The organism is Bacteroides sp. AM16-13, assembly GCF_003602705.1.
In the GTDB taxonomy this organism is placed as follows: Bacteria; Bacteroidota; Bacteroidia; order Bacteroidales; family Bacteroidaceae; genus Bacteroides; species Bacteroides xylanisolvens.
Genome location: NZ_QTLK01000013.1, coordinates 133,688 through 147,501, shown reverse-complemented (window position 1 = coordinate 147,501; position 13,814 = coordinate 133,688). Strand labels below are relative to the sequence as shown.

Sequence of the window (13,814 nt, the reverse complement as noted above, 5' to 3'; positions counted from 1 at the left end):
TCAGCTTACTTTGCGTCACGAGAGAATGAATACGGGAAGTCTGATTCGTTGATACCTCTTCCCTTATTCGGTTTGTTATCCATATCAAACACCAGACGACCGCCTTTCAACAGATCGAAATGGTTCAGATAATTCTTTGTATAATTCTTGCCATTATAATTCAATGAACGAATATAACGATTATCATCGTTATTCTTCGGGGCGGAGATTTCCAGTTTCTTGCCGTTCTCCAGTGTAATCGTTGCTTTCTTGAAGTAAGGAGCTCCCATTACATATTCATTGCTACCGGGACATACCGGATAAAATCCCAATGCAGTAAATACATACCAAGCCGAAGTCTGACCGTTATCTTCATCTCCACAATAACCGTCCGGAGTAGGAAGATAGAGGCGGTTCATCGTCTCACGCAACCAATATTGGGCTTTCCACGGTTCGCCGGCATAGTTATACAAGTAGATCATGTGCTGGATAGGTTGGTTGCCATGTGCATAGTTACCCATGTTAGCAATTTCCATTTCACGAATCTCGTGAATCACTCCTCCATAATAGCTATCATCAAATACAGGAGGAAGATTGAATACAGAATCAAGCATACTGACAAACATCTTCTTGCCGCCCATCAGATCAACCAGTCCTTGTACATCGTGGAATACCGACCATGTATAATGCCAACTATTTCCTTCCGTAAAGGCATCTCCCCATTTAAAAGGATTGAAAGGAGTCTGGAAAGTTCCGTCGGAATTCTTTCCCCGCATCAACTTAGTTTCTGGATCGAACAGATTACGATAGTTCTGACTCCTTTTCTTATAAACATCCAGTTCTTCTGCCGGACGGCCTAATTTTTCACCCATACGGTAAATGCACCAGTCATCGTATGCATATTCCAATGTGCGTGCCGCATTCTCATTAATTTTCACATCGTATGGCACATAGCCCAGTTTGTTATAATATTCATATCCACGGCGTCCGGTAGTAGAAACTTTCGGATGTACGCTATTGGCCCCTTTCAGTAGGCCTTCGTACATTCTTTCTGCATCCGCTTTGGTCACATTCTTCATGAAAGCATCCGCCACTACAGAAGCTGAATTGTTCCCAACCATACAACCACGATGGCCCGGGCTTGCCCATTCTGGAAAGAATCCACTTTCAAGATAGGTATTCAACAGGCCTTCCTGCATCTTCTCACCCATTGAAGGATATATCAAATTAACAAATGGAAACAAGCAACGGAAAGTATCCCAGAATCCAGTGTCGGTAAACATATATCCCGGACGGATTTCACCATTATAGGGACTGTAATGTATAGTCTCCCCCTTACCGTTTACCTCGTAAAACATACGGGGAAACAACACCGAACGATACAAGCAAGAGTAGAACGTACGCATACGGTTCTCATCGCTGTCTTCAACCTTGATACGCCCCAAGACATTGTTCCATGCCTTACGACCGGCCTCTTTTGTCTGTTCAAAAGTCTTATTACCAATTTCCTTCAAGTTCAGTTCCGCCTGTTCGGGGCTGATGAATGAGGATGCCACTTTTGCATGCACTTGTTCTCCTTTTTTCGTCGAAAATCCGATAGCAGCACCCACGTGATTGGATTGCAGTTCGAGATGTGTTTCAACCAAATGATAGTCTGCCCATACTTTATTGAAAGTAAAAGGCTTGTCGAACTCTATCACAAAGTAATTCTTAAAGTTTTGAGGAACACCGCCACTATTGCGTGTCGTATAACCAACTATTTTATTTTCTTCGGGAATCACCTTCACATACGAACCGCGGTCGAAAGCATCTACCACCACATAGGCATCGGAGGTTTCAGGGAAAGTGAAACGGAAATATGCGCAACGTTCCGTCGGAGCTATTTCAGTTGTCATGTCATACTCTGACAAATAAACACTATAATAATAAGGAGTGGCTTTCTCTGCCTTATGAGAGAACCAGGAAGCACGACTGTCCTGATCGATCTTCAACTGTTTAGTCATCGGCATGATTGAGAACTGACCGTAGTCATTGATCCACGGACTAGGCTGATGGGTTTGCTTGAAACCTCTGATTTTGTCGGATGCATAAGTGTAAGCCCAACCGTCACCCATCTTTCCGGTTTGTGGCATCCAGAAGTTCATTCCCCAAGGCAACGCGATGGCAGGATATGTATTCCCATTAGATAGTGATATTTTCGAATCAGTTCCCATTAAAGGATTCACATAGTCTACCGGTTGCTTTTGCGCAAAGGTAGAGGAAGCTCCCAATAGCAGGGCTATTGCGATAGATAGTAGTTTCTTTTTATTCATGGTCTACGAATTAAGCTATTAATTAAATTATCAAGTCTTTTTTATTTACGTTACAAATTAAAGCATCTTTCTGCAATTATCCGTCCTCTGATACGCCAAAATAAGAAAAAATAGCATGTGGTCAACCAAAGGATACGAGCGTCAACGAGAGTACAACCGAAAGACTAACCGTTTAAGCAATAGAGAGAGGATAATTAGCCTTTACCCTCTCTCCAATTCTATCAGAAACAAATATTTATTATTACCTAATTAATTCCATCCCGGGTTCTGATGTCCTTCCAACGCAGGATTAGCCTGAATTTCATCTAACGGGATAGGCCATAACAAAGCATATTCAGGAATGGCACCGGCTCTTGTGCTTCCATCGGGCTTGTTTTGGATTTGAGCCGATGCAAGAGCAGTCCATTTCAATTTTCCTGATTCGGTAGATGCTTCCGGATACAAACGAGTACGACGAATGTCATCCCAAATCTTAAATTCCAACGGTAACTCATGCAAACGTTCAGTCAAAATCGATTGTATTAAATCGTTTCCTGTAGCCGTCTCATCTGCCAATCCAGCACGTTTACGCACTTGATTGAGATAATATTTAGCTCCACCGACAGCATTATCTTCATGATTTGTACGTGCCAGACCTTCGGCCGCAATCAGCAAGACTTCCGCAAAACGGAATACTGGCATATTATAATCACCGTCGTGACCACTAATCAAAGCATTTTCATCAAACCATGCCCAGTTGCCTGCATTGTTCAAAGTATAAGTCTTTCCTTCAGCATCGGTATATTGCTTAAAGAAGAACTGTTTCTCATGTCCTCGAATATCATTAGAGGCATAGCTGTTAAGCAACATATCACAGGGAAGGTATGCATTATACAGCACGTCTCCTCCCGGATGGAACACTCCCCACTGGAAAGCATCTGTTCCGATAGAACGGCAAGCATAAGAGTTACCTACACTATAATTGGTGTAATTGTATTCTTTAGCATAAATGATTTCAGCAGATTCTTTCGTCGTCTTAATTACATTATATGCTGAGTTTAAATCATCAGTCGTTCCATTCGGATGAATAAGTTCGTGAGGACTGTCATTGATCACTTTCAATGCCATCTGTGCAGCTTTTCCATAATAGTCTGCCCCTCCGTTTAACGGTGCACCAGCCCATTGTAGATAAACTTGTGCCAGCAAAGTCTGCGCCATTGCTCTGGTAACATAACAGCCATTTTCATAGAACGTTTTATTCGGCAATGCATCCCCGTTGACAATATCCAGCAAGTCGGCTTCAATTTTCTTATAAACCTCTTCAGCAGAAAGACGTTCTTTGTACATACCTTCTGTAGATGTGTAAGGTTCTGAAATATAAGGAACGCCACCAAATTCTTTGACCAGCCAAAAATACCCGTATGCACGGAAAAATTTACCTTGAGCCACATAATTATTAATAGTAGCTTCATCCAGCACACCGGTCATTGTCGGAATATTGGCAATAACAAAGTTGGCACGTGAAATACCTTTATAAAACTCATGCCAGTATTTCATTGCAATATCATCAAAAGATTCAATATTGAAGTTACACCCTTCGGATGCCGTAGTAAATGTTCTATCCTTACGCTTATCAACGTACAATCCGGACACAATACCACCCCACATTGTCGCTTTAGGAGTCCAGCCACCGCCTACATCAGTGTTGTGTAAATAAGGTACACCACCAAAATACAATGCGTTCACCCCCGACTCCGCATCAGCTTTCGTCTTCCAGAATTGGTCAGATGATTTCATATCCAATGGTTCTTCTTTCAGGAAATCGTCGCATGAATTCAGCAACACAGAAAGTGAACACATACAAAATGCAGATATATATACTTTTAATAGTTTCATAATTCTTATGGTTTTTATAACGGTGAATTAAAATGCTACATTAAGACCGAACGTAAACGTTCTCGGACGCGGATAGGTGAAGAATTGGCGGTTAGCCCCCCATTTGTTGTCACCTAAACGAGATGAGTTATCCGGATCGTATCCGTTATAGTCCTTAGAAGTAATCAGGAACGCGTTATTCACATTCGCATACAAACGCAATGAAGACAGACCGATCTTCTTAATCAATGTTGGATTGAAGGTATATCCGAGCTGAATCATGTTACAACGCAAATAAGAACCATTGCAAACCCAGTCATCATCTGCCTGGTTATTAGCTCCCTGACCAAAGTTATTCAGACGAATTGCCTGTTCTTTACCCGACGGATTGAGAGTTGGATGCCATGCTTCCTTATAAAGACGGTCTATACCGTTAGTTAGGAAACGGGCTACAGTAGAGTGATAATATTCTTGCATCACGTCTACCCCCCATGTAAACTGAAAGTCTAAAGTCAAATCAAATCCTTTATAATTGAAGGTATTGATAAATGAGCCCATCCAGTCAGGTAATCCGTTACCGATAATTTCGCGTTTCTTATAAGTTACCTTTTCACCGATAGTGGAAGGTATGTTCATTGTCTCCGGATCCCAGTTAGACGGAATACCATCGTAAATACCGGCACGCTTATAACCATAGAAAGAAGAAAGCTCTTCACCTTCACGGATCAACATATCGTAACCCACAAAACCATCGGTTGTAATCTGACGCTTACCGGTGACAGGATCAACAGATGCACTTTCATCCAGTTTCTCTACACGATTTTTGTTGAAACCTAAATTAAGAGTGGAAGTCCATTGGAAATCATGTGTCTGAATAGGATATGCTGTAACCAGAATATCTAAACCACGATTGGAAACGGCTCCAATATTATCCATAATGGAAGAGTAACCTGTTGATTCAGGAACCGGACGGTCGAGCAACAAATCCGAAGTATACTTATAATAATAGGAAATATCGAAATTCAGTCTGTTATTGAATAAACCCAACTCGAATCCTAAGTCCCACTGTCCTGTCTTTTCCCATTTCAGGTCCGGATTAGGCATATTGTCCAGATAAGACACTACGTGCAGAGCATCACCAATGATCGTATTCGACTGGCTCACCGTAGCCAATGATTTATATGTACCAATTTCCGAATTACCTGTCAGACCGTAAGAAGTATGTAATTTCAGCTTGCTGATCAATGAGTTATCTTTCAAAAAGTCTTCATTAGAAATCATCCAACCCAAGCCGACTGACGGGAAAAATGCATATTTATTGTTCTGTCCGAATTTGGAAGAGCCATCATAACGACCGGTTACGGTAGCCATATACTTGTTGTCATAAGAATATGCCAGACGCAAGAAATAAGAGTTCATCGCCCACTTGTCGTAATCATTGCCTACAGAAGGACGGTTCGTTCCGGAACCTAAATTATAATATCCGTAGAAGTCATCAATATACTTACTGTCGGAAGCTTCGAATTTGGTATAATTATACTCTTGCCAAGACATACCCGCCATTGCATTAATGTGATGTTTGTTTATATCTTTCACATAAGTCAAATAGGTTTCTTCCTGCCAATACAAAGAGTTGGAGTTATTTGCAGAAGCTGCTCCCTCGGAACTTTGATTAATCATCGGACGCGGAGTGAACGGCGTATAGTTAGCATCACGATTATTGTGGTAGTCGATACCGAACTGGGTCTTCAAATCCAATCCTTTCATGAGATGGAAAGTCAAAGCAGCATTACCAAAAATCTGCGTACGATATTGCATAGCCTGCATCCGTTCGAGCAACTCAACGGGATTACCTACACCTTCCGGGCTGAATCCTTGTTTTCCGCTATTAGGATCAGTCTGATTATTGAGAATAGAGCTTGTATTAATAATGTTCGTCTGCGTATATTCACCATCCAGCTTAACCGGTAAGAAAGGCAACTGTTCGATCATCGTACGCAATGCGCCTTGTCCGTAAGGGTTATCAGAAGTTCTATTACCCCAAGTATGATTTACTAATAAATTAACGGAAGTAGACAGCCAATCAGTCGGTTTGTCATCATACGCCAATTTTGCATTGATACGTTTAAAGTAAGAATTCAACAAAATACCCTGTTGATCGGTATAATTGATGAATGCTCCGATAGAAGATCCTTCTCCTGTACGTTGGATACTGATCTGATGGTTATGAGAGATGGCAGTGCGGGATGCTTCATCCTGCCAGTTGGTATTATATTTCGGAGAACCGTCTGCATTGAACAAACGTTCGTCTGTGAATATCTGTGACAGATCAGTTGTGAAGTTCTTGCCTTGAAATTCGTTGGCATTTTCCAATCCCTGCTTGAAAGTAGACATCCATTCGTTAGCATCCATTACGTCTATTTTTCTAGCCATCTTACCGATAGACAATGAACCATCATAGGAAACATGGACTCCTTTTCCTGCATTACCGCGCTTGGTAGTCACCATGATAACACCATTCGCACCACGGGCACCATAGATGGCAGCAGAGGAAGCATCTTTCAATACTTCGATAGATTCGATATCATTCGGATTAAGCAATTCGAAGTTTGACATCACCACTCCATCGACTACGTACAGCGGTGAAGCCGACGCGTTGATAGTAGAAATACCACGAATGATGACACGTGATTCTCCACCCGGCTGACCGGTATTAGAGAAGATATTCACACCGGCCACTTTACCCTTCAATCCGTCAAGCGCATTGAATGATTGTGCTTTCAGCATGTCTTTACCTTTGGCTGTGGAAATGGAACCCGTCAAGTCTGATTTGCGCATGGTACCATAACCTACAACGACTACTTCGTCCAATGCTTTCGTATCCGATTGCAGAACTACGTTCAGAACATTACTCTTTAATTCCGAGACTTTAAATTCTTGTGTGATATAACCAATATACGAAAACACCAAGGTGGCATTGGAAGGAACAGAGAGAGTGTATTTACCGTTAATGTCAGTGATTGTTCCTGTACTACCGTTTTTAACTTTCACCGTACCACTGATAACCGCCTCTCCCTGATCATCGGTTACCGTACCGGAGATTGATTTTACAGATTGAGCATTCATGCCCAAACTCAACATCATACCTATTACAAATAAGGTAAGATACTTTAGTTTTTCATTCATAATTCCTTTAAATTTGATTAGTAATAAGGTTAATTCCCTTTAAAAAGATTGTTGCAAATAAAGGCTATTCGAATAAAAGTCCAATGCTCTACCTTGCCAAAAAAACGGCAAAATAAAGACACATATTTAAAGCACAGAATGGTAAATTAGAGCACAGATTAACATACTAATAATCAATACAATAAAATCAACAAAAGGAATTTAGAGCACAAGGTTGTGACAAACAAATAAATAATAATGTTTCCCAACTAATCACCTATACGAAAGAATTTAACCTGACAATCAGCATACCTTTCGCTGTTCCCGATAATCTTTCGGTGTCATCCCGAACCGACGGGTAAACTCTTTATAAAAATAAGACCGGCTGGAAATACCGACCTCCATAATAACATCTTGAATAGAAAGTTCTTCATCAAGTAACAAGCGGGCTGCCTTTTCCATACGGTAACTCTTTATTAAATCACCGGGAGCAGTATTGGAGATTTCCTTGAATTTACGATAGAACTGACGGGAACTCATTGCCATACGATCAGCGATCAACGTTGAGCCCAGTTCTTCCTTGTCCAGGTTTTCTTCAATCACCTTTAACAATTTACGAATAAAATCAGCTTGTTCGGTAGTTGTACAGACAATCTGTCCCGCCAAATCTCCCAGTTCCTCCATATATATCTGCTTCGCTTCCCGCTTTCCATAAATAGCATTATGGACAACTTCCCGCAAGAATAATATATCATAAGGAAGTACAATATAAGAATCAGACCACAAGATCAGTTCCCGCTGAATGGCCGAACCAACTTTCCAGGTTAACAATGGAATAAAAGCTGTCTTTGAAAGCAGAGTACGATTCCGGCTAACATACTCCATAAAAGTACTTTCAGCATTGGCATACATTGTCATATCCACTAATAATAGAGCCGGAGCCGACCGACGAATTTCGTCAAAAGCAAGCTGCACACTCTTTACTTGATGAACCACGTATTCATCAGCCAGGAAATTACTAATCAACCAAGTCATTTCATCTCTGTCTTCCAACAAAAGCACAGTTTTTTTCCCTTGTTCACCTGCCACTGTCAAGACTGCCGGTTCAAAGATAATCGTCAACCGACTACCACTCTCATCATTATCATAACGAAGAACGGCATGAATACGTTCCAAAGCCGACCGTACAAAACCTAAAAGTAAATGCACAGCAAACACATGATCGGAATCTTTCTCCGTCACCGAAGAAGCTTTATCTGAAAGATATTCATACAACGCTTTCGCAGTAGCATCTTTAGAAGAAAAATGTAGCTGCATCTTACCATCCTGTTCTGACATTTCTACTATTACGCCATGAGTACCTTTCATTTCAGTAATCCGGAGATAACAGCAATAAAGAATACTGTATAATGCATTCTTGTAAACTGGAAATGTTAAGTGTTCCGGAATCATTGACGATATAGAAGAATGATCAATCCCTTGTTCTTCCAACGTACGTAACACCTCTTGAGAAACTCCCTGTATACTCATACGTGCAGAAACAATAAACCGATCCGGAAAGAATTGTTTAAGTTCTTCCAAAAACAGAGCGTCAGGATTAAGAAGTGCGTTCATCACAGTTTCGCGTATCAGTGACACTTTCTCAAGACATTGCTCATAAGAAAGATTCTCTGCACGCAATTGGTCACAATAATTATAAATAAGAGTAAAATCTTCAAGCATCCTACGGTTTGTATATACAGTCTCGGATTTCCGGCAACTTTCTGTCCCCATCAGTGTTTTCATCATCCGTTCCTGAAGATAGTTTTTACGTAGTAAATATATCACGTACCCTAACAGCAACAAGAAAATGACCAAATAAACAAAATAAGCCGCCACCGATCGATACCAGGGAGAAAGGATATATACCGGAATAGAAAAATGCCGATATTCCGTATCAAATACATCCCTCTTATAGCGTACCTTAAAGATATAATCACCTGCCGGCACTCCTGTATATGAGGCTTCATTAATACTACTAAAAGAGGTCCAATCCTTATCATATCCTTCCAACTGGTAAGAATATTCTATATCTTCTCCTGATAAAAAATCCGGAACAACAAAAGAAAGTGCAAATGAAACCTCCGTCCCCTTCAACTGTAATGCCTTACCATCGTCTGTATAGTAATCTCCATCCCCCTGAACCACTTGCGTATGTCCAACAGTCAACTTACGTAACAAAATATCCGGATAAAATTCCGGAGCAGCCTGCACCTCTTTATCCAGATAAAGTAACCCGTCAATCCCACCGAAAAAAAGCTCCTGTGTATATGGACACATGTAATAAGCATCATCGCTAAACTCACCGATTTGAACACCTGCACTGTAAAAGTAGGCATGTGATGAGCCATTTATCGGATTGTATTTAATCAGCCCCCGATTCGTACCAAGCCATAAGAGTCCGTTCTCATCTTCAAGTACACCATGAATCATATCATTGAGCAAACCTTGCTCCCGTCCGACATAGGTAGCTTTCATCTGTTTTCCATTAGAATTCAGACATACCAATCCTGATGTTGTCCCTACATATAACAACCCTTCTTTGGTCCGATACAGGCTGAGCACATCGTCTACCGACTTATGAAGCATTTCTTTCAAAGAAATCACTTTATATTCTTCAGTCCGCTTATCAAACCGTACGAGTCCTTTCTCCCGACTGCCAAGCCACAAAATAGAATCCCCTTCGGGCAACATTGGATAGAACATCGTAATTTCTCGCTGACCGTGAAAAAAATGATAACTTTTCTGCGACTTGAAACGAATGGTACCTGCCTGCTTCTCAAGTATTAATTTATGAAAACCGGAACCGGCTGTCACCACATAAAGTACACTATCATTTTCCTCATAAATGCCATGTATCTCGGTGGGTTGTGCCGGCAGATTCTCCACAGAATGCAAAGCTTTGTCTTCAAAAGAATAGTAAAATAGTCCCGGATCTCCAGATCCTATCCAAAAGCCATCCATATAACGGCTTTGAACCAATTTATAAACGGGAAATTCTTTATTCCATCGTATATAAGACACAACATTTTGCTTTCCTTCAGGAGAGTAAACTGTAACGGCAGAAGCCTCCTCATTCTCACGATAATCCGGTATATGCAGCAGTCCATCACCTTTCGTCCCGAACCATAGCCCACCACTATTGTCTGTCATAACAGAACGTACCTGCCTGCTTAAGTTAGATGACAGTTGATTGAGCATCAAATTGGTGGCAATAGAATATTTCTTAGCATACATAATCGTTCCTTGTCCGTCCGAAGCAACCCATAAGACATTCTGATGAGGATCTCGATAAATACTATATATACGTACATTCCGGTCGACCACTTCTTCTTTATATTTTTGTGAAGTACGGAGACGGACTAACCCATTCGTTCGAAAACCAATAATAATATCTTCATAGAAAAGGGCTATTCCTGCAATAGTTCCATTCTTCTGCACTAATGAAGAAAGGTTACGAATATAAATTTTAGATTGTCGGGAAATATCATAAACATAAAGATCATGCTCACTATCGATAAAACAGAGAACGCCATTCTGATAAAAGACATCTTCAATAGGTTTCGCATGAAAATTAGTAGATGAAACAGTTGAATGAATTGATAATGTGTCACAATCAAAAGCATCCTGCGAAACCTGTAACAGCTCCCCTGTTTGTTGGGTGAAAATCCACAAAACACCATCATCCGTTACGAACGCCCGTTTATCCATATCCTCTACGGGTACTTTCAGATTCTTAATCTGTACAAATCGTTTATAAGATGTATTATAGTAGAAAATTCCACCATGACTCACCACCCATGTGTTTCCTTTAGAATTGGAATGTAGATAATAATCATCTGTAAAGTCATAATATCCGACAACTTGCCGTGAATCCTGTGAAAGACGATTAATCCCCAAATGAGTAGAAATCCACAAACAATTATTATCCGCCTGCTGAATAGAATGGATTACGTTGTTACTCAAAGCCTTGGGAGCTGAAAAATCGGAACGGAAAACTTCCATGCTTCTGCCGTCATAACAATTGACGCCATCGTAAGTACCGAACCACATCAACCCTGTATTGTCTTGAAAAAGACAAAGCACAGCGCTATTAGATAATCCTTGCTGATAATCTACTTTCCGGAAGATATATGAATCTTTACCGCCATCTGCCTGACAGATCAATGAATAAATCAATAGAACAAAAGGAAAAATCAAGCGCATTTTCATTGTGTTAATCATTAATATCATCTATTAAATATCAGGCAATCGCTTATATGTTTTGTTTCGCAGTGCGAAAAAAATAGCCATTAATAATCGATGTCTTTGATTCTCTTTACACAAAGATACGTTTTTATACGGAAAATGCAACTCTATTTTATCAAGTACCTCTATTTTTCAACAATTACTTCACTACTAAGTTCACACAATCTAAGAGTCTGCCTCTTCCATTTTTCAATGATCTCATCATTATAAATAATAATGCAATCAGTTTTATTTTCATATCGCACGTTTATCAATATGTATATTTAAGCCATGTGTTTATCATTGATATAAGACCTATAAAGTTTTGTATACCAATTGATATTCTTGTAGTGTATCTATGCTAACGACGCAGAAAAGTAAGCTTCGTTGATTACTTCTCTCTCAACACTGCTTACTTCTCATGTAATCTATTAATAGAAAAGTTGCTCTTGATTAAGTCCAAACTTTCTTTTTATTAACAGTAAAGTTGCTTTTCATCCCTTCCAATCTATAAATGCAAGCTTCATTTATAAAAACAAAGGTTCCGTTTTTAAAAACAAAACTTGCATTTATAAAAATGAAGCTTGCATTTTAAGTTTGTAAATAACAAAAGAGAAGTTTACTATTGGACGAAAGGAAGTTTAGACTTAATCAAAAGAAACTTTATTGTTAATACTCAAGGAGAAGAGTAACTATCATTATTCAGTGGATATCATCCTAATAAAAAGTCTCGTATATCAATGAGACAACTTATTCAGTTATCTTTATGATATACGAGACTCAAATGTTATAAATAAAATCCTATTTTGCAGGATATTATTTTGCTAATTCATTAATCACATCCATTATCTTCTGACCGATTTCCTCGGCAGCTTCCATAGTAGAAGCTTCACTATACACACGGATGATCGGTTCTGTATTACTCTTACGCAAATGTACCCATTTGTCGGCAAAGTCAATTTTCACACCGTCGATATCGTTGATTTCTTCGTTCTTATAGATTTCCTTCACTTTGGCAAGGATAGCATCTACATCGATTTCCGGAGTCAGGTCTACACGGTTTTTAGCAATGAAGTAAGGAGGATAAGTAGCACGGAGCTCGCTAACCTTCTTTCCTTCGTGAGCCAGATGGCTAAGGAATAATGCGATGCCTACCAATGCATCACGTCCGTAGTGACTGGCAGGATAGATTACTCCACCATTTCCCTCACCGCCGATAACGGCATTGGTTGCTTTCATCTTCGTTACAACATTTACTTCGCCTACGGCAGAAGCGCTGTATTCCATTCCATATTTGCGAGTTACATCACGCAAAGCACGGGTAGAGCTCAAATTAGAAACAGTGTTACCGGGAGTATGTTTCAGTACATAGTCGGCAACAGTAACCAATGTATATTCTTCACCGTACATTACGCCATTCTCGCAGATCATTGCCAGACGGTCAACATCGGGGTCTACAACGAAAGCTACATCGGCCTTTCCACCTTTCATTAAGTTCATGATGTCACCGAGGTTCTTTTCAAGCGGTTCGGGGTTGTGCTGGAAGTTTCCGGTAGGTTCACAGTAGAGTTTTTCTACATGTTTCACACCTAAACGTTCAAGAAGTTCGGGAAGAATGATACCGCCTACCGAGTTTACACAGTCAATAGCTACCCGGAAATCGGCTTTTTTGATAGCTTCTACATCTACCAGATCGAGAGCCAATACACTGTCGATATGTTTCTGATTATAAGTCAGGTCTTTGCGGTAAGAGCCCAAGTGATCTACGTCGGCATAGTCAAATTCTTCTGCTTCAGCAATACGAAGTACTTCGTTGCCTTCAGCTGCATTCAGAAATTCGCCATGTTCATTCAGTAACTTCAGTGCGTTCCACTGTTTCGGGTTATGAGAAGCTGTCAGGATAATACCGCCACAGGCGCCTTCCATTGTCACAGCAAGCTCTGTGGTCGGAGTAGAAGCAAGATCGATATCTACTACATCCCAGCCCATTCCCATTAATGTGCCGACTACTACGTTTTTTACCATTTCACCCGAGATGCGGGCATCGCGTCCCACAACAATCTTGTTGCTCTTCGCTTTGCAGGTCTTACGAATTAAAGTAGCATAAGCCGAGGTGAATTTTACAATGTCAAGCGGGTTCAGTCCTTCTCCCGCTCCTCCGCCGATGGTTCCGCGGATTCCAGAGATAGATTTGATTAGAGTCATAGGTTTTTAACTAAAAGATTTATCTAATGTTAG

At 40.4% G+C, this 13,814-nt stretch carries 5 protein-coding genes; all 5 read right to left on the bottom strand.

All coding sequences use genetic code 11. The annotated features are described in order from the left end of the window. Window positions 1–5: 5 nt before the first annotated feature. Entirely contained in the window at window positions 6–2,291 is a 2,286-nt protein-coding gene (locus DW173_RS12560) for a GH92 family glycosyl hydrolase (RefSeq protein WP_120144517.1), read from the bottom strand. A 249-nt stretch (window positions 2,292–2,540) separates the two neighbouring features. Next, on the bottom strand, window positions 2,541–4,166 hold the full coding sequence (locus DW173_RS12555; protein ID WP_087318128.1) for a RagB/SusD family nutrient uptake outer membrane protein: 1,626 nt from the start codon (window positions 4,164–4,166) through the stop codon (window positions 2,541–2,543). A gap of 27 nt (window positions 4,167–4,193) precedes the next feature. Then, window positions 4,194–7,331 carry a SusC/RagA family TonB-linked outer membrane protein gene (locus DW173_RS12550; protein ID WP_055235515.1) on the bottom strand — a complete coding sequence of 1,046 codons (3,138 nt, stop codon included), beginning with the start codon at window positions 7,329–7,331 and terminating at the stop codon, window positions 4,194–4,196. Window positions 7,332–7,613: 282 nt separating this feature from the next. After that, entirely contained in the window at window positions 7,614–11,573 is a 3,960-nt protein-coding gene (locus DW173_RS12545; protein ID WP_120144526.1) for a helix-turn-helix domain-containing protein, read from the bottom strand. An 819-nt stretch (window positions 11,574–12,392) separates the two neighbouring features. Further along, a complete protein-coding gene (gene glmM, locus DW173_RS12540) occupies window positions 12,393–13,781 on the bottom strand; it encodes a phosphoglucosamine mutase (RefSeq protein WP_004313060.1) in 1,389 nt (462 codons plus the stop codon). Window positions 13,782–13,814 lie beyond the last annotated feature (33 nt).

Excerpts from the sequence above, each read along its gene's own strand:
- DW173_RS12545 (WP_120144526.1), bottom strand. The coding sequence starts at position 11,573 with ATGATTAACACAATGAAAATGCGCTTGATTTTTCCTTTTGTTCTATTG.
- glmM (WP_004313060.1), bottom strand. The coding sequence starts at position 13,781 with ATGACTCTAATCAAATCTATCTCTGGAATCCGCGGAACCATCGGCGGA.
- DW173_RS12560 (WP_120144517.1), bottom strand. The coding sequence starts at position 2,291 with ATGAATAAAAAGAAACTACTATCTATCGCAATAGCCCTGCTATTGGGA.
- DW173_RS12550 (WP_055235515.1), bottom strand. The coding sequence starts at position 7,331 with ATGAATGAAAAACTAAAGTATCTTACCTTATTTGTAATAGGTATGATG.
- DW173_RS12555 (WP_087318128.1), bottom strand. The coding sequence starts at position 4,166 with ATGAAACTATTAAAAGTATATATATCTGCATTTTGTATGTGTTCACTT.